Origin of the sequence: Thiorhodococcus fuscus, assembly GCF_042682685.1 — a bacterium.
Lineage (GTDB): Bacteria > Pseudomonadota > Gammaproteobacteria > Chromatiales > Chromatiaceae > Imhoffiella > Imhoffiella fuscus.
The window spans coordinates 1-20,305 of record NZ_JBHUHX010000004.1 but is presented as its reverse complement, the minus strand read 5'-3'; the positions used below and the strand labels follow the sequence as shown (position 1 = coordinate 20,305).

General features: G+C 64.5%; 19 protein-coding genes and 1 pseudogene. 6 read left to right on the top strand and 14 right to left on the bottom strand.

All coding sequences use genetic code 11. The annotated features are described in order from the left end of the window. Positions 1-15 precede the first annotated feature (15 nt). From ACFSJC_RS01735 to ACFSJC_RS01715, 5 genes and pseudogenes are all read left to right on the top strand, one after another. Complete coding sequence (locus ACFSJC_RS01735) at positions 16-1,023, top strand: LysR family transcriptional regulator (RefSeq protein ID WP_386022310.1); 1,008 nt, start codon at positions 16-18, stop codon at positions 1,021-1,023. 43 nt (positions 1,024-1,066) lie between these two features. Then, the gene (locus ACFSJC_RS01730; RefSeq protein WP_386022307.1) at positions 1,067-1,936 is read left to right on the top strand and encodes a DUF2189 domain-containing protein; all 870 of its coding nucleotides are present in this window, start codon (positions 1,067-1,069) and stop codon (positions 1,934-1,936) included. Next, the gene (locus ACFSJC_RS01725; RefSeq protein WP_386022304.1) at positions 1,923-2,537 is read left to right on the top strand and encodes a BMC domain-containing protein; all 615 of its coding nucleotides are present in this window, start codon (positions 1,923-1,925) and stop codon (positions 2,535-2,537) included. Before ACFSJC_RS01730 ends, ACFSJC_RS01725 begins: the two co-directional genes overlap by 14 nt. Positions 2,538-2,551: 14 nt before the next feature. Continuing rightward, a pseudogene (locus tag ACFSJC_RS01720) lies at positions 2,552-3,097 on the top strand (NUDIX hydrolase); the annotation flags it as partial. Between the two features lie 345 nt (positions 3,098-3,442). Then, complete coding sequence (locus tag ACFSJC_RS01715) at positions 3,443-4,462, top strand: DUF2333 family protein (protein WP_386022301.1); 1,020 nt, start codon at positions 3,443-3,445, stop codon at positions 4,460-4,462. Between the two features lie 56 nt (positions 4,463-4,518). Here ACFSJC_RS01715 and ACFSJC_RS01710 read toward each other — a convergent pair whose 3' ends face one another. The 12 genes from ACFSJC_RS01710 to ACFSJC_RS01655 form a co-directional block, all read right to left on the bottom strand. Then, positions 4,519-6,813: a proton-conducting transporter transmembrane domain-containing protein gene (locus ACFSJC_RS01710; RefSeq protein ID WP_386022298.1), complete on the bottom strand. Its 2,295-nt coding sequence runs from the start codon at positions 6,811-6,813 to the stop codon at positions 4,519-4,521. Then, positions 6,810-8,309, bottom strand: coding sequence for a proton-conducting transporter transmembrane domain-containing protein (locus tag ACFSJC_RS01705; RefSeq protein WP_386022295.1), 1,500 nt, complete (start codon positions 8,307-8,309; stop codon positions 6,810-6,812). Before ACFSJC_RS01705 ends, ACFSJC_RS01710 begins: the two co-directional genes overlap by 4 nt. Then, a complete protein-coding gene (locus tag ACFSJC_RS01700) occupies positions 8,306-9,748 on the bottom strand; it encodes a complex I subunit 5 family protein (RefSeq protein ID WP_386022292.1) in 1,443 nt (480 codons plus the stop codon). Before ACFSJC_RS01700 ends, ACFSJC_RS01705 begins: the two co-directional genes overlap by 4 nt. Continuing rightward, positions 9,738-10,019, bottom strand: coding sequence for an NADH-quinone oxidoreductase subunit K (locus ACFSJC_RS01695; RefSeq protein WP_386022289.1), 282 nt, complete (start codon positions 10,017-10,019; stop codon positions 9,738-9,740). The genes ACFSJC_RS01700 and ACFSJC_RS01695 overlap by 11 nt, the downstream gene beginning before the upstream one ends. Beyond that, positions 10,016-10,690 (bottom strand): MnhB domain-containing protein, encoded by a 675-nt coding sequence (locus tag ACFSJC_RS01690; protein WP_386022286.1) that lies wholly within the window; start codon positions 10,688-10,690, stop codon positions 10,016-10,018. The genes ACFSJC_RS01695 and ACFSJC_RS01690 overlap by 4 nt, the downstream gene beginning before the upstream one ends. Further along, the gene (locus tag ACFSJC_RS01685) at positions 10,687-10,980 is read right to left on the bottom strand and encodes a Na(+)/H(+) antiporter subunit B (protein WP_386022283.1); all 294 of its coding nucleotides are present in this window, start codon (positions 10,978-10,980) and stop codon (positions 10,687-10,689) included. Before ACFSJC_RS01685 ends, ACFSJC_RS01690 begins: the two co-directional genes overlap by 4 nt. Beyond that, complete coding sequence (mnhG, locus tag ACFSJC_RS01680; RefSeq protein WP_386022280.1) at positions 10,977-11,279, bottom strand: monovalent cation/H(+) antiporter subunit G; 303 nt, start codon at positions 11,277-11,279, stop codon at positions 10,977-10,979. Before mnhG ends, ACFSJC_RS01685 begins: the two co-directional genes overlap by 4 nt. After that, a complete protein-coding gene (locus tag ACFSJC_RS01675; RefSeq protein ID WP_386022277.1) occupies positions 11,276-11,542 on the bottom strand; it encodes an MrpF/PhaF family protein in 267 nt (88 codons plus the stop codon). The genes mnhG and ACFSJC_RS01675 overlap by 4 nt, the downstream gene beginning before the upstream one ends. Continuing rightward, the gene (locus ACFSJC_RS01670; protein WP_386022274.1) at positions 11,535-12,014 is read right to left on the bottom strand and encodes a Na+/H+ antiporter subunit E; all 480 of its coding nucleotides are present in this window, start codon (positions 12,012-12,014) and stop codon (positions 11,535-11,537) included. Before ACFSJC_RS01670 ends, ACFSJC_RS01675 begins: the two co-directional genes overlap by 8 nt. 74 nt (positions 12,015-12,088) lie before the next feature. After that, the gene (locus tag ACFSJC_RS01665; protein ID WP_386022271.1) at positions 12,089-14,725 is read right to left on the bottom strand and encodes a YbcC family protein; all 2,637 of its coding nucleotides are present in this window, start codon (positions 14,723-14,725) and stop codon (positions 12,089-12,091) included. A gap of 13 nt (positions 14,726-14,738) precedes the next feature. Further along, positions 14,739-16,346 carry an NADH-quinone oxidoreductase subunit L gene (locus tag ACFSJC_RS01660; RefSeq protein ID WP_386022268.1) on the bottom strand — a complete coding sequence of 536 codons (1,608 nt, stop codon included), beginning with the start codon at positions 16,344-16,346 and terminating at the stop codon, positions 14,739-14,741. 153 nt (positions 16,347-16,499) lie between these two features. Beyond that, positions 16,500-18,104, bottom strand: coding sequence for an ABC-F family ATPase (locus tag ACFSJC_RS01655; protein ID WP_386022266.1), 1,605 nt, complete (start codon positions 18,102-18,104; stop codon positions 16,500-16,502). A 372-nt stretch (positions 18,105-18,476) separates the two neighbouring features. Between ACFSJC_RS01655 and ACFSJC_RS01650 the strand changes: the two genes are divergently transcribed. Next, the gene (locus ACFSJC_RS01650; protein ID WP_386022263.1) at positions 18,477-18,824 is read left to right on the top strand and encodes an NAD(P)H-binding protein; all 348 of its coding nucleotides are present in this window, start codon (positions 18,477-18,479) and stop codon (positions 18,822-18,824) included. Between the two features lie 3 nt (positions 18,825-18,827). Here the strand turns inward: ACFSJC_RS01650 and ACFSJC_RS01645 are convergent, their stop codons facing one another. Both ACFSJC_RS01645 and ACFSJC_RS01640 read right to left on the bottom strand, forming a co-directional pair. After that, positions 18,828-20,099 (bottom strand): GIY-YIG nuclease family protein, encoded by a 1,272-nt coding sequence (locus tag ACFSJC_RS01645; protein ID WP_386022260.1) that lies wholly within the window; start codon positions 20,097-20,099, stop codon positions 18,828-18,830. Between the two features lie 16 nt (positions 20,100-20,115). Next, on the bottom strand, positions 20,116-20,305 hold a 190-nt coding region (locus tag ACFSJC_RS01640), incomplete at its 5' end, for a hypothetical protein (protein WP_386022257.1).

Below are 20,305 nucleotides of genomic sequence, written 5' to 3'. Positions count from 1 at the left end.
CATCGAGAGCCGAAGATGTTCGACCCCATGCTGAATCTTGTCCGTCACGTCAGTCTGCGCCAGCTCCAGGTGTTCGAGGCGATCGCCCGCCTCGGCAGCTTCACCAAGGCGGCCGACGAGCTCTATCTGACCCAACCCACGGTCTCCACCCAGATCAAGCGCTTGACGGATGTCATCGGTCTGCCGCTGTTCGAGCAGATCGGCCGACGGGTCTATCTCACCGAGACGGGTCGCGAGCTCGAGACCGCAGTGAAGGCGATCCTAGACGTCCTCGACCGCTTCGAGATGAAGGTCGCCGACCTCAAGGGCCTCAGGCAGGGCTATCTGCGCCTCTGCGTCATCACCACCGCCAAGTATTTCGCCCCCGAGGTGCTCGGTCGCTTCTGTCAGCGCCACACCGGTGTCGACGTCGCGCTCAAGGTCACCAACCGCGACAGCGTGCTGGAGCGCCTCGCCGCCAACAAGGACGACCTCTACATCCTCGGACAGATCCCCGAACGCGATCTGGAGCTGACCAGCAAGGCCTTCGCGCCCAATCCCCTGCACGTGATCGCACACCGGGATCATCCGCTGGCCACAGAGCGAAACCTCCCCGTGGCGCGTCTGGCCGACGCACACTTCATCATGCGCGAGCCCGGTTCGGGCATCCGCGACATCGTGCTCAGAAACTTCGCGGAGGCCGATTTCAAGCCGCGCGTTCGGATGGAACTAGGCAGCAACGAGGCCATCAAGCATGCGATCTACGGCCAGCTCGGCATCTCCGTGCTTTCGCTCCACACACTGGCCCAGGAGGGACCGCAATCACCGCTGCGGATTCTCGACGTGCAGGGATTCCCGCTCGAGCGCAAGTGGTACGTAGCCTACGCGAAAGGCAAAGAGCTCTCGGTGGTCGCGAGCGCCTTCCTCGACTTCCTGGACGAGGAAGGTGAGCAACTGCGCCGTCAATTGAAGAAGACCCATGCTCGCTTGACGCGCGGGCGCGAAACTGGCAGCAAGCAGACCGAGGACCAGGCGACAGGCTAGCAAGAACGACCAAGCCCCGAAGAGGGCATGAGGAGGATGAGCGATGAACGAGACACCCTTCGAGCCGGCGCTCGATCAAAAGGACCCGCCTGTGAATCGGGTGACCTTGCGGCACCCCTGGCGTTGGCTGAAGAAGGGCTGGCGGGATATCCGGGCGGCCCCACTGTACAGCCTGAGGTACGGCGCCGGCATCGTCATCTTGAGCGCGTCGATCTTCCTGCTGACTCTGCTCGGCCATCTCAGCTTTCTGGTGCCATTCCTCACCGCCGGATTCTTTCTGATGGCGCCCCTGCTCGCGATCGGGCTCTATCGGATGAGCGATCACCTGGAGCGGGGCGAGCCCATGGACCATTGCCAAGCGCTGGAGGCGGTCAAGCGCAATCAGGGGCAGCTCGGCATCGCGACCGGTTTCCTCTTGATCATCATGCAGCTGTGGATACTGGCCTCGGTCTTTCTGTTCATCATGCTCTACCAGGACCCCTTCCCCACCTGGGACAACTTCATCCCGACCGTGGTGCTGTCCGGGGAGCACAGGCCCCTGGTGATTGCCGTCGTCCTGGTCGGCGCCTTCTTCGCCGCCTGCACCTTCTGCGTCAGCGCCATCACCATTCCCATGCTGATCGACCGCCCGGTGGACGGCTTCACCGCCATGCGGACCAGCGTGCGGGCCGTGGCCCAGAACTGGCTGCCCATGCTGCTCTGGGCTGCTCTGCTGGTCGCAATCGTCGGGGCGGGACTCCTGACCTTCTATCTTGGACTCTTCCTGGCCGTTCCACTGGTCGGCCACGCCACTTGGCACGCCTATCGGGATCTGGTGCCAAGGGCAGATCGAGACAGTCGCTCAGATCCCGGCATCCAGCGCACTCAACGACACAGCCGCTCCAGGGCTTCGAGACAGGATGATCAAGCTTAGAACCTACGTGTACATCGACGCGCTGCAGCCCCAGCTCGCCGCCTACATGGCGACCGTGTCCCAGGGCTTCCTCCCGGTACCTGGCGATGCCTGCCTGTGGGTGGAGGTCTCTCCCGGCATGGCGGTCCATCGCCTCACCGATGCCGCGCTCAAGGCCACCCGCGTGCACCTCTCGCAGCAGGTCGTGGAACGCACCTACGGCTCGCTGGTGATCCACCAGCGCGATCAGAGCGATGTGCGCGAGGCCGGCCGCGTCCTCCTGTCGCGGATGGGCGCCACCGTCGCGGACCGCGAAACCTGCCGTATCGCCTGGCAGGAAACGCTCCGCGGCATGACCCCCGACCATTGCGTGCTGATCAATCGTCAGGATCGGCGCGGCTCCATGATCCTGCCTGGGCAGAGCATGTTCATCCTCGAAACCGAACCGGCCGGCTACATCGTCTATGCCGCGAATCAAGCCGAGAAGGCCGCGAGCATCACGCTGATCAACGCGCGCGCGGTTGGCGCCTTCGGCCGCTTGATCCTCGCCGGGCGTGAGGGCGATGTGGACGAGGCGGCTGCGGCGGCGATCGACGCCATCCAAAACCCGTCCGAAGCCTGACCGAGTCACCCCTCATGCACCGCCAAGCGCTCCTTTCACTGCTCGACGCACACCGGACCCGATTCATGGAAGAATCGGCCTACGTGGCACGGGCGCGCGATTTCGTGATCGCTCATGCGGACTGCTTTCACTGCGATCTCTGGCCCGCCCACGTAACGGGATCCGCCTGGGTGGTGAGTCCGAGCCGCGATCGGGTCCTGCTGCTGCACCATCGCAAGCACGACCAGTGGTTCCAGCCCGGCGGACACGCCGATTGCGATTCAGACATCCTGCGTGTCGCACTGCGCGAAACGTCAGAGGAAACCGGCCTCGACCCCTCGCACATCCGTCTCCTCGACGACACCATCTTCGACGTCGACATCCACACCATCCCCGCCAGTGCGCGCGGCCCGCGGCACCAGCACATCGACATCCGTTTTCTGGTGGAGATGGACGACGATCTGAGGATTCCGGGCAACGACGAGTCGCATCAGCTGTTGTGGGTGCCGCTATGGCAGGTGGCACCATTCAACAACAGTCGCTCGACCCATCGCATGGTCGAGAAGACACGCCGACTGCGACAGCCGCCAAGAACCTTTAGGGAAAGGCGCCATCCAAACCGGGATGGAGACCGATCGATGCACATGTTTCACTGCCAACGTGCTCGCCATCGACCGGCCGTGCAAGCTACTACAGAGCCAGTCGATGAAGGCGACCAATGATCCGGCGAGCATGGACGCCCTCACGCGCGAGAGGTACGGCCATTTCGGAGCGCGCCGGAAGCCGGATCCTGCTCTTTGGTACAATCGCCAAGCGGACCCGAGCAGCGCCAATACTATTGACCCGAATGGCTTGGCAGGCATTCGCGCGGGCACTGCTCGCACCCGGAATCCCCCGGAGCCATTGATGAACCACAGGAGAGAATCGTGACGAACGAGACCAATAGCGAGATCCAGAGCGCGCCGACTCAAATCACCGGGCGGCGCGGCCCCAGACTCGCAGCCCTGATCGGCGGCGGTCTGTTGTTGCTGGTCGTGGCGATTGGCGGATTGGGTGCCTACTGGTCGGTACAGCCGACGCATCTCGATGTACATCAGGAAGCCGTGCAGCGGTTCGATGACGAGAACGCCACACTGAAGCCCGGCGTCATGACCGTGTCGGCCGTGATGGGTGTCGCCGAGGCGCTACTCGACAAACCCGGCGGCTATCTGCGCAATGACATCCTGCCTCCGGGCCTGCTGATGGACAACACGCCGAATTGGGAATTCGGCGTGCTGACGGAACTGCGCGACTCGATCGCCGCCTTGCGCAACGATTTCAGCCGTGCGCAAACCCAGTCGACTGAGAATAGCGACCTACGCGAGGCCGAAGCGCAATTCAACTTCAACGCCTCGTCCTGGATCCTGCCATCGACCGAAGGCGAATACCGACGCGGCTTGGACGCATTGGGGCGTTACATGCAGGCGCTGATGTCGGGGACCGACCGATCCGCACGATTCTACACGCGCGCCGACAATCTGAACGCCTACCTGCAAGTCGTCGAAAAGCGCCTTGGCAGCTACGCGCAGCGCCTAAGCGCCAGCGTGGGTGAAAACGAGCTGACTGCGGCACTCGTCCTGCACAGTGCGCCGTCGCCCGACCAGACCCCCTGGTACGAGATCGACGACGTCTTCTATGAGGCCCGCGGCTACTCCTGGGCGTTACTGCACACCATGCAAGCCCTGGCGGTCGACTTCGCCGACGTGCTGGGCGACAAGAACGCCCAGCTTTCGCTGCAACAGATCCTGCGCGATCTGCAGGGCGCCAGCCTGCCCAAGTGGAGCCCCATCGTGCTCAATGGCCACGGCTACGGTCTATTTTCAAATCACTCGCTCGTGATGGGATCCTACATCTCGCGAGCCAACGCCGCAGTGCTCGATCTGCGCGTGCTGCTCGAACGTGGCTGATAACGCGGTTGGTCCTTTGGATTCCAAAGGACCTCAAGTGACCATCTGCTGGGGACTCATGGGTCCTGAAGCGTTTCCCGCTGTAGACGCTCCAGCAGATCGAAGCTGATCCGGCCGGTCTGAGGAATGCCCCGCGCCTCTTGGAAGGTGCGAACGGCATCGCGGGTTCTGGGTCCGATCAGGCCGTCGACCGGACCTGGGTCGAAGCCCAGTGCGCCGAGTTGTTCCTGCAACAGATACACCAAGCGATTCGTGAGCGGCGGCGCATCGAGCAGGCGCGGCGCCCCGCTGTCCGGATCCCGGACGCAGCGCTGCAAGCTGATCCGTTCGGCGGGATCCTTGGGACTGGCGAAGACGAAGGGGATCTCGGGGTCGCAAACCGCCAGCGCTTCCACCGACGACTCGTCACTCGCGCGAGCGGGCGTTCGAGCGGCCGGAGTCGATGCCTCTTCGGCCTCGGCTGCGATCGCTGCGTCAACCTCAGACATTTCCGAACGCGGACTCGGCTCGAACGCGGATGCCCTGTCGGTCTCGGCGTCGACATCCGGCAGTGAGCTGGGCGGCGGCTCGTCTCCGGGCACACCGACGACGCCAGGCTCCGACCGCAGATCCGCCTCCAAGGGGGACGTCGCGGCGATCTCGCCCCGTGGCGCTGGCTCGTGGGGCGAGACCTCGGGCGCCCCGCCGAGCACGGCCACGAAGAGCAGACCCCCGACCGCAAGCCAGAGGGCGCCGGCCACCGGCCAGGCACGCAGTCCTTGCTCGCCGTCGGACGTCGGCTGTGCGAAGACCCGATCGAACGCATGGGTCAGGCGCGCCTCGATACGCGCGTAGAGCGCCCCCACGAAACGCAAAATCGCGAGCCCATACCAGACCAGCACCAGCAGGATCCGCTTGATCAGACCCAGCAGATCGCCAGGCGGGATGCGGCCGACCAGGGGTTTGACGAAACCGGGGTAGCGGCGCGCCGCAGCCATGACCGCAACCGCGATGCCGATACCGGCGCCAACGGTCGCGGCATTGGTCGGCCAGGCCGCCGGCTCGCCGAGGACGAAGGGAAACAACAGCAACAGGGTGACCAGGACCGCCCATGCCGCACTAGGCCAGGTGTATCCGGTCTCCGGGTGGGGCTTGATGCGCGTGGTCACCCAGAGGAAACGCGCCATCAGCAGCGTGGTGGCGACCGTCGAAACCGCGACCGCGATGGACAGCCATCCCCAGTCGGCGCCAGCGAGCAGCGGCTTGATGCCGTACTTGGTGACCGCACCGCTGGTCAGGGGCGCACCGGCCAGCGCCAGGGCCAGAAAGACCAGCCCGGCGAGCAGCAGGGGTTGCGGGAGCGCGGCATATTTACGCAGCCCGACGCCGAGAAAGAGCCCGCCCTTGGCCAACGCGTGATGGGCGGCATAGAGGGTGATCGCGGCGACACCGACCGGCGCCAGCGCGGGTTCGGTCAGGATCAGCCCCAGCAGCAGGATCAGCAGGCCCATTTTGCCGATGCTCGAATAGGCCAGGATCACCTTGGGGTCGGACTGCATCAGACCGATGGGGAGCGCATAGAACATCGTCAGCAGACCCGCCCCGGTCAGCCAGGCGCCCCAATCGGCCAGGGCGACGGCACCCAACGGCAGAAAACGCAGCCAGCCCAGGATCGCGACCTTGATCATGGTGCCGCTGAGCACGGCGCTGGCCGGGATCGGCGCGGCCGGATGCGCCAGCGGCAGCCATAGATGCAACGGAACCATGCCGGCCTTGACGCCGAGCCCCAGAATGAGCAGCGCGATGGTCAGGTTGTCGAGACCAACCAGTTGCTCGGGCGCGGGCACTGTGGTTCCGGCATGACTGGCGACCAACACCAGGGCGGCGAAGAGGGTCACCTCCCCGAGCAGGGCCATCACCAGATAGACCTTGCCGGCCCTCAGCGCGGCCGTCTTGCCGTCGTGAATCACCAGCCCGTAGGCCGACAGTCCCATGATGGCGAATCCGGCATAGAAGCTCAGCAGATCCTGTCCGACGATCAGCCAGAGGTTCCCGGCCATCGCCAGCAGAAAGAAGACGCCGAAGCGCCCCGCGTGCGACGTTCCACGAGCGCTGAAGGCGGTATAGATCCCGGACACCAGCCAGAGGATGGCGGTGAAGATCAGATAGATCCGGCCGGTCGCGTCGAGCCCCAGGGTGGTGCCGAGAAACAGCCAGGGCAGCTCCAGACGGCTGCCGAGCGGCACCAGCAGCGCGGCGGCCAGTCCGGGCAGTGCGCCAATGGCCGGCAGCCACCAAAACGACGGCCTGACCGCCAGGGCCGCGAGCAGCAGCGGCCAGACCCAGACCAGGATCAGCAGCCCGCCGCTCACGGCCCGTACTCCCGGCGCGCGATCAGCGTCGCCCATTCGAGCGGACTGAAGGGCGCTGCGGCGAAGAGGCCGGCGGCGAGACAGAAGGCGGCGGTGATCAGGGGCGGCCAGAGCAGCGCGCCCATGGTCTCGAAACGCCCGGCCGGTATGTGCTCCTCCGGCCAGCGCTCGGGGGGCGGCCGAAACCAGGCACGGTAGAGGATGGGCAGGAAGTAGCCGGCATTGAGCAGACTGCTCAAGGCCAGGATCAACAGCACCCAATAGGCGTCGGCCTCGACCGCGCCCAGTGCCAGGTACCATTTGCTGACGAAGCCCGCGATCGGCGGGATGCCGATCATCCCCAGGGCGCCGACGCTGAAGGCCAGCGTAGTCCAGGGCATGCGCCGCCCGACCCCGTCCATCTGACTGACCTTGTGGACGCCCAGGGTCTCGGCGTAATTCCCGGCGCAGAAGAAGAGCGTGATCTTCATGAGCCCCTGATGCACCAGATGCACCAGGCCGCCGATGGTGGCGACGGGACCGAGGATGGAGGCGCCCAGCGCGATGTAGGAGACCTGACTCACGGTCGAATAGGCGAGCCGCTTCTTGAGTCCGTCCTGCGTCAGCGCCATGCCCGAGCCGTAGAGGATGGTGATCGCCGCGAGGATGCCGAGCGGCGTCAGCAGCCCGAGCGCGTCAGCGAACCCCACGCCATAGACATCGTAGACGACCCGCACGATGCCAAAGGCGCCGGCCTTGACCACCGCCACCGCGTGCAGCAGCGCGCTGACCGGGGCCGGCGCGACCATGGACTGCGGCAACCAACCGTGCAGAGGAAACAGCGCCGCCTTGACGCCGAGCCCGGCCAGCAGAAGGAAAAAGATGGCGACCAGCTGCCCCCAGACATCCGGCTGCAGCCCCGACAGAAAACCGCCCTGCACGAAGTCGGCAGGCCCACTCAGCGCCTGCAGCCAGACCGCACCGACCAGCAGCAGGGCACCGCCGCCCATGGTGTAGGCCAGATAGATCCTGCCCCCACGGGTGGCGTCCGGCGTCCCGCGATGGGCGACCAGCGGATAGGTCGCAAGCGTCAGGACCTCGTAAAAGACGACGAAGGTCAGCAGGTTGCCGGCCAGAGCGACCCCGATCGTGGCCGAGACGCAGAGACTGAAGAACCCGAAGAAGCGGCTGCGGTTTGGCGAGTGCTCCAGATAGCCGATGGCATAGATGGTCGTCACCAGCCAGAGAACCGACGACAGGGTCGCGAAGAGCACCGCGAGGGCATCGGCGTGCAGCACCAGATCCAGCCCAGGCGCCAGCGTCAGCCGCGTCTCGTAGACATGGCCGTGGAAGACGCCCCAAATCATCACGCCGACCAGCAGCAGCTTGACGACAGCGCCGGTCATGTTGAGCACGCCGCGCAGCAGATGACTCTCTTCCTGCAACAGAAAGATGAAGACGCCCGGCAGGAACGAGCTGAGCACGATGACCGCAGGCAGCAGTTGATCGAGATTCATAGACCGCCCTCGAAGCCCAGCAGGTGCCAGAGCGGACGGGCCGCCAGCCCCAGCACCGCCGCCGAGGTCAAGGCCAACAGCAGCGCCGGCACCTCGGTTCGTGCCTGAGTGACGAAGCGGCGCGGCGTCGGCTCCAAATTGAAGGCGCGGCTCAGGACACGGAAGACATAGGCCGCCGCCAGCAGGGTCCCGACGAGGATCACCGGGATCCACCACCACTGCCCGCTCTCGATCGCGCTCCGCATGAGGATCCACTTGCCGACGAAGCTGCCGCTCGGCGGCAATCCGATCAGGGCGATACCGGCCAGGCCGATGCTGAAGGTCGTCGCCGGCATATGCTGCGCGGTGCCGCCGAGGTCGTCGATGCGATCATGCCCCGCGCTACGCTGCACCAGACCGGCGGCGAGGAAGAGTCCCGCTTTGGCGAAGCCGTGGGTCAGGGCCATGAGCAGCAGCGCCACCAAGAGATCGTCGTGTGCGGCACCCGCCGGCAGCGCGGTCAGCACCGGAAGGAAGAGACAGAGATAGCCGATCTGGGCGACCGTGGAATAGGCCGCCATCAGCTTCAGCCGTTCGGCTCGCAGCGCCCGCCACGAGCCCCAGACCACGGCCATGGCACCGAGCAGCCCCATGAGACCCGCAGCCCAAGGCGTGACCAGTGGCGCGAAGACATCCAGCCAGAGCCGCAGCATGAGATAGAAGGCGGCCTTCACGACCAGTGCCGAAAGCGCCGCGCTCACGGGGGCCGGCGCGTTGGCGTGAGCCGGGGGCAGCCAGAAATGCATGGGAAAGAGCGCCGCCTTCAAGGCCAGACCGGCGGTCATGAGCACCAGCGCCGAGCCCGCGACGGGCTCGGGTCTCACGGCAGCGCCCAGGAGGGTCATGTCGAGCGTGCCATACGCGGTGTAAAGCAGCGCCACGCCGAGCAGATAGGCCAGGGAGCCGAGCAGACCGACCAGGAGGTAGCGCAGACTGGCCTCGACCGCCGCCGTCGTGCCCGTCAGGGCGCCCAAGGCCGCCGCCGTCAGTCCGAGCAGTTCGAGCGTGACGTAGAGATTGAAGAGGTCCGCCGCCAGGAGGAGCCCGTTCAAGGCGGCCCAGAGCAGCAGCCACAGGGGCCAGAAATGGGTTTTGGTCTCGCCACGACTGAAATAGCCGGAGGCATAGACGCTGACCGCCAGCGCGACCAGGGCCGCCATCGCCAGCAGCGCGGCGGAGAGCCCGTCGGCGACGAGGCTGATGCCGAGCGGCGCGCCCCAGCCGCCGAGGTCCGAGCGCAGGCTGCCCTGTTGCCAGACCTCGACAGTGACCAGACCGACCGTCGCCAGAGTCGCCAGCGCGGCGAGCAGGCCCAGTCCCTGGGCGCGGCCGGGAACGGCGGTGACCAGAATCGCGCCGATCAAGGGGACGGAAACGGCCAGGGCGAGGCTATCGAGCATCGTCGTCGTCTTCCAGCCGTCGCCCCATCGCCAGTGCCAGCGCCGTCGCGCTCACGGCGACGACGATCCCCGTCAGGACCATGGCATGCGGCACCGGATCCGGCGGCAGCGCGCCGCGCTCGGCGATGGCGATCAGGAGATGAAAGACGCCGCTCCCCATGATGTTGAGCGCAATCAGCTTGCGCAGCAGAGGCTCATGGACCAGAAAGGCCCAGAGCCCCAGCGCGAACAGGATCACGCCAGCCCCGCCGTAGAGCAACGGCGTCATCATGAAGGGCCGTCCTCGCCTGATCGCGGCACTGGCTTGCCGCCGACATAGGCGGCGGCCAGCGTGACCCCGATCGCCAGGGTCGCCGCTGTTTCAATGGTCAGGATCAGCCATTTCGCCCAAGCGTGCGGATAGCTCAGAAAGCCCGCGCCGAACGCCATGGTCGCGAGTCCGACCAGAACGAAGGTCGCCGCCCCAGCCACCACCAATCGGCGCTGTACCGGAACCGGCGGCAACCCGGCCCGCGCGTCGCCGGCCAGTCGCAGCACGACGCCGGCGGCACCGAGCAAGGCACCGGCCTGGAAGGCCCCGCCCGGCGCATGTCCGCCCACCCAGAGCAGATAGCCGCCGGTCAGGATCAACAACGGCACGACCAGCTCGACCATGCCGCGCAGCACGGTCCCCGCCGGCTGGAAGCCCGGCGAGGCCGCGCCCAGGGACCAGATGCCCAGCAAGGCCGCCAACAAGACCGCCAGTTCGAGCAGGGTATCGTAGGCCCGATAGGCCAGCAGCACGCCGGTGACCGGATTGCTGACCCCGGTGTTGGGCAGCTCCCGCAGGGCCAAATCGGCCAGACGCGGCGTCGGTGCCAGCGCATCCCGCAGCACCCAGAGCAGCCAGAGTGCGAGCAGTCCGACCAGCACGGCGATCATGAGGCTTCCGGCACGTCTCACGCCCCCGCGTCCTCCCGATCGTCAGCTTCGTTCGCCGCTGATCGACGCGCGGCCCGGCGCGCCGCCGCGAGCATCAGCGCCCCGCCGAGACCCGCGCCGATGGCCGCCTCCGCCAGCGCCACGTCGGGCGCGCGCAGCCGCGCCCAAACCAGCGCCAGCCAGAGCCCGAAGGCGATGAAGAACATCACTGCCCGACGCACGTCCGGGCTGGTCAGTGCGGCGACGGCCAGTCCCAACAGGGTGGCGAGCAGCACCAGATCGAAGAGGAACATCGGCACATCGGTGGTCATGGCGTCGGATCCTCGCCGTCCCCGCGCAAGGCCCGTTTCGCGATCAGGTGGGATCCGGTCGCTCCGGCGAGCAGCACCAGTAGCCAGATGAGCACCAGCTTCAAGGCATGGAAGGGATCCGGCACCCAGGGCAGCAGACCGAGGATCACCAGCCCGAGCCCGAGATTATCGGTCTTGGTCAGCGCGTGCAGACGGCTGAAGAGGTCCGGCAGCCGGATGAGTCCAAGCGTACCGACCAGGAAGAAGAAGGCACCCAGCGCGATGGACACGACCGAGAGCAGCGTCAGGACCAGACTCATGCGTCAGGCTCCCGATCCAATCGACGCCGGGTGAAGGCGGAGACGGCAACGGCGGCCAGCAGCGCGAAGATCAGGGCCACATCGGCCAGGGCCGGCATCGCGAAGGCGCGTCCCAGCAAGAGCAGCACCGCGATGCCGGTCGTCCCCAGGAGCTGAGCGCCCATCATGCGATCGGCGGGCGTCGGCCCCACAACCACCCGGACCAGACCGGCGGTCATGCTGAGCAGGAGTACCAGGGCGATTGCGACGAAGAAATCAGACATGCGCAGGCGGCTCCAGGTGCTCGCCGAAGATGGCCGCGACGCGGCGCTCCAGGTCGGCCAGCTCGGGCGTCACATCCAGGCTCGCATCCAGCAGATGCACCTGGATGACATCCTGGTGCCGGTCGGCACTCAAGGATCCCGGCAGCAGGCTGATGCAGTCGAGGAACAGCACGCGCGCCGCAGGTTGCGACAGGCGCATCCGATAGGTCTGAAAACCCGGCGCGATGCGCATACGCGGACGCAGAATCCGCCGCGCCACATCCGCCCCGCCACGGAAGGATTCGCGCAGGAAGAAGGGCAGGAACGCCAGGATCTGACCGATACCTGGACGCGCCGAATCCCGTGCCAGGCGACCATAAACCCAGCTCGCGAAGAGTACGGCGGGAAGACCGATGACCCAGGAAGACGGATCCCAACCGGCGAGGATCGTCCAAAATCCGAAGAACACGAAAAACCTGATGGCGAAATCCATGCGTCGTTCAAGATCCTCAATGATCGATTCTGGGTCGTCACATCGGTAACGCAGCGTTTGCTGCATCGCTCGGATCACGCAGCCGGAGCTTCGTGATCCGTCGAAACAAGATCGCCTCGTAGCGCGCCGACCCAACCCTGCCCAGGCAGACGCCGCTCGATATCGGCCTCGGACTCACCGAGCCTGAACAGGTGCAGCCAGCCGTTATCCAAGAGCTGCCGGACCAGTTCATGGCGGGCGATGATGTCCTCGATCGCCGCCTCGGGCGCCTGCAGAAAGGCGCTCAGGCGCAGTGGCTCGTGCATCCAGCGCTGGCCATCGTGCAGCGACTGCAGCGGCAGTCCCACGCGCAAGTCGCCGGCGTTGCCCTCCAAGACGCCAATGGCGCCGCCGACCACATTATGGAGCACCTTATTGCCGCTGCCGAAACGGCGGTTGTCGACCATGGAGCCGTAGTATTGCAGATTGATCCAGGTCGCGACCACCAAAGGCGCGGTCATGATCAGCTCCAGGGTCTTGAAGTCCGCATCGGTTTGCCAGTCGTAATCATGTAGGAAGCTGCGTCCGCCAAGGTCGATGCCCTGGGTGCGGGCGCGCGGGGCGGCGATGAAGGCGGCGTTGCCCGCCAGCCCCCACTCAGGGCGGACCTGCGACCAGTCGCGACTACGGCGACGGATACGTGTCTCCAGCCCGCGCCCGCTGCGCCCGCCGAGACTCAGGAGCGTAGCGCGCTGCATCCGGGTCAGCGCCCCGGCCTCCTTGAGCCAGCTCCTGATCTCGGCCAGCTCCTCCGCGTAGTCCGGCGGCAGGATGGCGGTGTCGAAGAGCCGCACATCGTCGGTCGTGGTGTCATGCAGACCGGGCAGGAACCAGGTGTCCGCCGGGATGTCGATCCCGCGCTCGGCCAGTCCCTGGCGCACCCTCGGCTCATTGAGCAGTGCGGCCACGACGCGGGCGCTGGCCTCGCCCGTCTGCCCCCCGCAGGCGCCGCAATCGAGCCCGGCCGCGTAGGGATTGTTGACGCTGGTGCTGCCATGCCCGACCAGCAGGACCAGACGCGCGAACCCCTCGGTCAGAGACATGCCGCGCAGGATGCCCTCCGCCAAAGAAAGGCGGTCCTCCTCCGGGATGCCCAGGGTGGTCTCGGGCGCGGCGCAACAGCGGTGATGGGCTGGCGTGCCGAGGCTCGGAGCGACCCGAGACGCCGCCTCGGCATCCAGTCGCAGATCGTCCGGGGCCGGCACGGGTCGGCTCCAGCCCAGGCTGTCAGCGATGAGCTTGGGGGCGTAGAGCCAGATGCCGGCGGCCTCGACGAAAGAGAAACAGGACGAGGCACCCATCTTGAACGCCTTCCAGGACTTGCTGATGCCGATCCGCCGACGCTGGGTGTTCAGTGCCCGGACGGTTCGTGCACCGTCGCCACCCTGGATCTCGCTGCAGACACGATAACCGGGACTGAGCAGCACCGGCACATGGGGTTTCGCCTGGCCCGCGCCCAGGGGCACGACCTCGATCGGCGCGCCGAAGAAGCCCGCGAAGCCCAGCGTCTGGGCCTGCGGACAGGCGGTTTCCAGCGACCGGCGCATGACCTCGGAGCGCACATCGATACAGAAGGCGGCCTGCATCACAGGCCGAGCCGGCGATCCCTGGCCATCTCCACTGACGGCGGTCAACTGACCGATCAGCCGACGCTGGTAGGCCGACTCCTGGGCGGTCAGCAACAGGTGATCGATGCCCGAATCGGTCGTCGGTCCGGCATCGGCCTGGCCGTCACGCTCGGGCACAGCCGGAGCCTTGGCGAGCCCGGCGCAGACCGCACGCCAGCGCTGGGTCAGCTCTGGCCTCGCCTTGTGTTCATAGACCAGGAGATCCCAGGCCAGGCGGATCGCCAGCAGCTCCTCGATGGTCGCGTCGCTCGCACCCGCGAGCTCCGCCTGCCAGCGCAGCAGCCGGGTCCAGGCGGCCCAGCCGCCGACATCCATCAGGGCCGCGTGCAGATAGTCGAGGACTGCGGCGTTCGGGATGCCCAGGCGCGTCAGGGCGGATCGGATGCAGTCGCGCGGATTCTCCGGAAGGGCCTTCACCCGTGCGCGCATGCCGCCCTGCCCCATCATGGTGGTGCTGAAGTCGAGCGCCGCGAAACGCCGCCAGGAGGCGTAGAGCGACAGACCCTGCCAGGGCTGCTTCCAGGTCGCCTGGCCCATGTCGAAATAGGCCGCGCAGTGATGGCTGATCCGGTCGACGACGAAGCTCGACCAGCGATCGGCATCCATCTCGTCGAGTACGGCGGTCAGCAGCGGAACACCGCCGGCTGAATGCGCCTCGCTGGCCGTTGCGCGCACGATGTCATCCGGTTCGAGGTGGCTGCCGCAGAGCGCGGCGGCTTGGCGCAGGTCGTCCGGCGCGATGCGTCCGGCCTCGATCTGTTCCCGGTAATAGGCCCTGGACATGTAGAGGCGCGCGCCGGCCGCCCGACGCATGATGGCGGCGGCCTCCTGGAAGGGCGCATGGCGCAATCCATGGAAAGGGTTGACGGCGACGAAGCGATCGAGCGGCCAGACCGGCGCGATGCGATCGCAGGCCGCCGTGATTTGCGCGTCAAGCCATGAAGGCGCGATTTCGTGGGAAGCGTCGATCACCTCTGTCTCCTCCGTCATGGTCATCGCCTCGACTGGCGTCAGCGCAAGATTGGAGAGTGCTGTCAGGTTCATGCTGTCATCCTCCTCAGGCGAGGGCCGGCGCGCGGCGAATCGGCCACAGACGCGTGATCACACGCGTGACCACCACGTCCACGTAAAGACCGTTATAGAGGTGGACCTGGATGGCCTGGCGCAGCGGTGCCGCGAGGCGCATGAAAAGATGCTGGAGCAGGATCAGGCCGATGAAGACGGCGACGATCGCCAGGCTCAGCGCCGTATCCAAGGCCCCACCAGGCAGCGGCACGGGGCGCACGCTCCCAGCAATAGCGGACTCGAAGGCGGCATGCAGACCGAAGTAGCCGAGACAGACCAGGGCACCGATAGCGCTCGCTCGCAGCAGAAGCGCAGCCCTGTCTTCCAGCACAAGCGCCTGGAGCAGGAGCTGGGCGACCGCGATCGCGACGATGGCGCCGGTGACGATGAGCGCCGGCTGGCGCGTTGGATCCACCCCAAAGAGGAAACCGGCGACCAAGGCCATCAGCACGGCACCCTGGAAGGCCACCAACCACTGCCAGGGCTGCGGTCCCGCCGCGTCGAACTGGAGCGCAGGCGCGCGGAAGGCGTCCACGCTGCTGCCGGCGGCGAGAAAGGCGTGCGCCTTGTAGAGCGAATGGGCCACCAGATGCAGCAAGGCCAGGCTGTAGAGCCCCAGGCCGGCCTCCAGCAGCATGAAGCCCATCTGCGCCGAGGTCGACCAGGCCAGCGAGACCTTGATGCTGGTCTGCGTCAGCATCACCAGCGAGGCCACCGTCAGCGTCACCAGACCGACCACCGCCAGGGCCGTGAGCGCCGGCCCCGACACCGACATGATCGGACTCATGCGGATCACCAGAAAGGCGCCTGCGTTGACGATGCCCGCATGCAAGAGGGCCGAGACCGGGGTCGGCGCCTCCATCACCTGAATCAGCCAGCCATGGAAGGGGAACTGGGCGCACTTGAGGGCCGCGCTCAGCACCACCAGCCAGGCCGCCCATTGCAGGGTGGCGGGCAGCGGACCCTGGATGGACTCCATGGCCGCCCCGACGCCTGCCCAGTCCAGGGTATGGAGGGTGGCACCGATCAGGATCACGGCGATCAGCAGACTGGCATCCCCGATTCGGCTGAAGACGAACTTCTTGTGCGCGGCGATCAGCGCAGCCGGCCGCTCCGGATAGAACAGCAGCAGACGATGCAGACAGAGACTAGTGGCGATCCAGGCCAGCGCGAACATCAGCAGGTTACTGGCGACAATCAGGGTCAGGATCGCCGCCAGCGTCATCAGCAGCCACTTGTGAAAGCGCCCCTCATTGGCGTCGCCCGCCACATAGTTGCGCGCATAGGTAGAGACGATCGCGCCCACCAGCGAGACCAGCGTCAGCATGATGACCGTCACCGCGTTGACGTAGACGCCGATGGCGAAGGCGCCGATGTCCAGCGGCAGATCGATGCTGAAGAGTGTCAGTGATTCCGCAGGGCCGAAACCGTGGGTCAGAAGCGCGAGCACAGCCAGCGCGAAGGCAAGCCAGGCCAGACTGTTGGCCAGGGGCGGCACGCGTCGACCGAAGCGGTTGGCAAGATGGCTCGGGAGCGCGGCGGGAAGCCAAAGTGCGAGGGGCGCGGCGAGTGCCGCTGCCGTGGTGATGGTGATCGACATCTGCGCCTCCTGGGTCTCAGTCTCTGACGATGCGATGGACTGAACATAGACGCCGGGAGGACGCAAATAAAATCAATATTCGAGATCAGAACGATCGACAATTGTCGATACTTGATGACAGTACATCATCCTCGTCATCGCACCGAACGTCGATCAAACGCCGGAGGCTGGCGCGATGCCGCTTTGCAGATAGTCTTCGTAGTTGCCGCTGAAATTGATCACGCCCTGGGGCGTCAGCTCGATGATGCGGGTCGCCAGCGAGGAGACGAACTCGCGGTCGTGACTGACGAAGATCAGGGTGCCCGGATAGCCTTCCAGCGCCGTGTTGAGCGACTCGATCGATTCCATGTCCAGGTGGTTAGTGGGCTCGTCCATCAGGAGGATGTTGGGCTTTTGCAGCATCAGCTTGCCGAACAGCATGCGGCCCTGCTCACCACCGGAAATCACGTTCACCGGTTTCTTGATCTCGTCCTGGGAGAACAGCAGGCGCCCCAGCGTTCCTCGGATGACCTGCTCGTCGTCGCCAGGCTGCTTCCATTGATCCATCCAGTCGTAGAGCGTGGTGCTCTCGGTGAAATCGTCCGCATGGTCCTGGGCAAAATAGCCCAACTGGCTGTTCTCGGACCATTTGACCGTACCGTCGTCGGGCGTCAGGTCGCCGGCCAGACAGCGCAGCAGTGTGGTCTTCCCGATGCCGTTGGGGCCGATGATGGCGACGCGCTCGCCGACCTCGACGGTCAGGTCGAGACCGCTGAGCAGCGGTGTGCCGTCGTACCCTTTGGCCAGTCCCGTGACCTCCAGCGCCAGACGATAGAGCTTCTTGTCCTGACCGAAGCGGATGAAGGGGTTGACCCGGCTGGAGGGCTTGATGTCCTCCAGCACGATCTTTTCCATCTGGCGCTTGCGGGAGGTGGCCTGCTTGGATTTGGAAGCGTTGGCGGAGAAGCGGCTGACGAAGGTCTGCAGCTCGGCGAGCTGGGCCTTCTTCTTGGCGTTGTCCGCCTGCAGGCGCAGACGTGCCTGGCTGGAGGCGGTCATGTACTCGTCGTAGTTGCCGGGGTAGATACGCAGCTCGCCGTAGTCGAGGTCGGCCATGTGGGTGCAGACGCTGTTCAGGAAGTGCCGATCGTGCGAGATGATAATCATGGTGCTGTTGCGTGCGATCAACACCTCTTCCAGCCACTGGATGGTGTGGATGTCCAGATTGTTGGTGGGCTCGTCAAGCAACAGGATGTCGGGATCGGCGAACAGGGCCTGGGCGAGCAGCACGCGCAGCTTCCAGCCCGGCGCGACCGCGCTCATGGGTCCTTCGTGCTGCTCCAGCGGGATGGCCAGTCCCAGCAGCAGCTCGCTCGCGCGCGATTCGGCGGTGTAGCCATCCAGTTCGGCGAACTGTACCTCCAGATGCGCGACCTCCATGCCGTCCTCTTCGCTCATCTCCGGCAGGGCATAGATGCGATCGCGTTCCTGCTTGACCCGCCACAGCTCGTCGTGTCCCATGATGACGGTATCCAGCACCGTATGGTTCTCATAGGCGAACTGGTCCTGGCGCAGTTTGCCGAGCCGCTTGCCGGGATCGACCGAGACGTTGCCTGCGGTGGGCTCCAGATCGCCGCCCAGGATCTTCATCAGGGTCGATTTCCCAGAGCCGTTGGCACCGATCAGTCCGTAGCAATTGCCGCCGCCGAACTTGACGGAGACGTTCTCGAACAACGGCTTGCCGCCGAACTGCATGGTGATGTTGGCTGTAGAGATCAAAGTAGGGTTCCGCGAAAGGCTGGGAGGTAAGAACGGCCGCCATGAGTGTTGGAGGGCCAAAAATGCAAAAGCCCCGCACTGGGGCGAGGCTCATTTAAGCCCGAGCAGTGTGCCTAATACCGAGTCACATAGCAATACGGGTCGGGCTGCCGCGACGACATCGACCTTCAGTCGTCCAGCCCGGCCGAGGGCAGTCGGTCACCCGAGCTTCGCGTTTAACCTCGGCGCCCCAACCTTGTCATGCGCAACTCTGCGTCGCGGAAGTGGGCTGGTATCGGGCCCTGGACGCAGGATCGGCACCCTCGCCTTCCGGCTGAGCCGCCCTCACTGTCAGGTCGCTTCTTGGACAGACAACGATCGGGAGACAACGCCATGCAGATCGCTCTCTTCGGCGCGACCAGCGGCACCGGCCAGCAGGTCCTGGCCCAGGCACTGGAGCAGGGTCACACCCTCACGGCGCTCGCGCGCGATCCCAGCACGCTCGATCCCCGTGACGGACTGACGACGATCGGCGGGGATGTGCTCGACTGTTACGTCCCGTGTGATTATCTGCCTCGACGGAGCTATCCTTTGTTCCGTGCACGCGAGGTGCTAGCGCACATGGCCCACGAAAAGGCACTCGTCGATCGAATAGACCTCAATCTGCGGCGAAACCTTGGCCAGGATTTGCATCACCGGCCCACGACGATCTGGACCAACAGCAAATTACGCCATTATTGACGCTCAGTTGGGCCTACAACCATTCAGCTTGTCAATAAGATATTCGATTATCGCGACGATGTCATTCACGTTGGCATGCTGAACACCTCTTTTTTTGCCGTCCAAGGATATCTCCAAGTCAAGCATCTTTCCATAGACTCGAAAAGCACTTCCATTCTTGAGTTCGAATAACCCCCTATCATCAGCGGATAACACCGCCTTAAATGCGGCAATGTCATTCTGCCTGCTGCTTTTTGGTATCAGGTTGAACCGGACATAATCGCCCGTCAGCTGCAGCTTGATCATCAAACGAATGGCCTCTGGATGAAAACCACTGACAATCAGGCACGGATCCTGGGGTGTCGACATGTTAGGCGCCGAGACCAAGAGATCTGAAAGGGCGGGCGCTTCGCATAGCTCATCCCTTAGGGCTTCCAGCTTCTCAAAGATCGCGTTTTCGGCGATCTTTCGACGCTGCTCTTCTGTATATTTTCCAGACATATCGCGCTCGCCAGGGACGCGCTTTGGCACGTCCAATCCCGGCTCGCTCGGATAACATTGGTTCTTTTCCTCGAGATCAAACATCTCATTCTGCTGCCGATGATCTCGAATATTCTTGTGACGATGCCCGTGGACGCTGTTCGTGAGATTTTCGATGCCGTAGACCCACTTGATCAGTGAGGCTTCAACAGCAAAGGCTTCTGCTTCAGTCTCGAACCGCCCAATGACGACTCGATGGCAGTCACGCTGGCATTCATCCTGTATTTCCCTGATGAGGGCTAGCTTCCGGGCTTCCTCTTGTGAATTTAACATATCGTCATTGTCGCTATCCGACTGTTTGGCAGGTCGATGTTGAAAGATTCGATCATTTTTTCCCTTCCCAACATAGAAGGTGCGATTATTCCTTGGGTCACGCAGCTCGTAGACATAGTAGGGAAGAAGATCGACCTCGAGCACATGTTTGTAACTGACAGTGCCTTCGTCCCGATTGTATTCGAGCCAATCACAAGGATAGGTGGGGCCATCGACACTGGTGGCGACACACAAGTCATTCCAGTAGGGTTTCCCTTTTAGCCTTCTCATTGGCACCAGCCCAAGTGTTTCCCAGCGGCTGATCAGGAGATTCGTGGTCATTGGATCCATCGAACCCTCACGATACAGGTGCTCATCATGGTAAAACGCGTTCCCGAACTCTAAATTCTTATCGGTCAGGAGGGTTCGAAAACCTCCCGGATAATGCCGATCTATCTTCCATATAGGGATAATCAAACTAATGCATTCGAGTTGAATCGCCACCGGAGCCCCTCCACAATCAATAAGAGCAAAGATATTTTTGCTTGAACGAATAGGGCCAACGCATCACCTCAGTGCGATTAATATCATAGCGGCTCCACTTCATATAATCAGGACCGATCTTGCACAAGGCGGTAGTAACCCATCCCATTACACAGAACTTTGAGTGTACGATGGTGCGTTGTTTTTCCTGAGATATTTTGGAGCAG

What these genes read in the sequence shown, in the direction of transcription:
- ACFSJC_RS01675 (WP_386022277.1), bottom strand. Translation starts at nt 11,542, where the DNA reads ATGTCTGATTTCTTCGTCGCAATCGCCCTGGTACTCCTGCTCAGCATG.
- ACFSJC_RS01725 (WP_386022304.1), top strand. Translation starts at nt 1,923, where the DNA reads ATGATCAAGCTTAGAACCTACGTGTACATCGACGCGCTGCAGCCCCAG.
- ACFSJC_RS01665 (WP_386022271.1), bottom strand. Translation starts at nt 14,725, where the DNA reads ATGAACCTGACAGCACTCTCCAATCTTGCGCTGACGCCAGTCGAGGCG.
- ACFSJC_RS01735 (WP_386022310.1), top strand. Translation starts at nt 16, where the DNA reads ATGTTCGACCCCATGCTGAATCTTGTCCGTCACGTCAGTCTGCGCCAG.
- ACFSJC_RS01695 (WP_386022289.1), bottom strand. Translation starts at nt 10,019, where the DNA reads ATGATGACGCCGTTGCTCTACGGCGGGGCTGGCGTGATCCTGTTCGCG.
- ACFSJC_RS01730 (WP_386022307.1), top strand. Translation starts at nt 1,067, where the DNA reads ATGAACGAGACACCCTTCGAGCCGGCGCTCGATCAAAAGGACCCGCCT.
- ACFSJC_RS01685 (WP_386022283.1), bottom strand. Translation starts at nt 10,980, where the DNA reads ATGACCACCGATGTGCCGATGTTCCTCTTCGATCTGGTGCTGCTCGCC.
- ACFSJC_RS01705 (WP_386022295.1), bottom strand. Translation starts at nt 8,309, where the DNA reads ATGAATCTCGATCAACTGCTGCCTGCGGTCATCGTGCTCAGCTCGTTC.
- ACFSJC_RS01650 (WP_386022263.1), top strand. Translation starts at nt 18,477, where the DNA reads ATGCAGATCGCTCTCTTCGGCGCGACCAGCGGCACCGGCCAGCAGGTC.
- ACFSJC_RS01660 (WP_386022268.1), bottom strand. Translation starts at nt 16,346, where the DNA reads ATGTCGATCACCATCACCACGGCAGCGGCACTCGCCGCGCCCCTCGCA.
- mnhG (WP_386022280.1), bottom strand. Translation starts at nt 11,279, where the DNA reads ATGAGTCTGGTCCTGACGCTGCTCTCGGTCGTGTCCATCGCGCTGGGT.
- ACFSJC_RS01700 (WP_386022292.1), bottom strand. Translation starts at nt 9,748, where the DNA reads ATGCTCGATAGCCTCGCCCTGGCCGTTTCCGTCCCCTTGATCGGCGCG.
- ACFSJC_RS01670 (WP_386022274.1), bottom strand. Translation starts at nt 12,014, where the DNA reads ATGGATTTCGCCATCAGGTTTTTCGTGTTCTTCGGATTTTGGACGATC.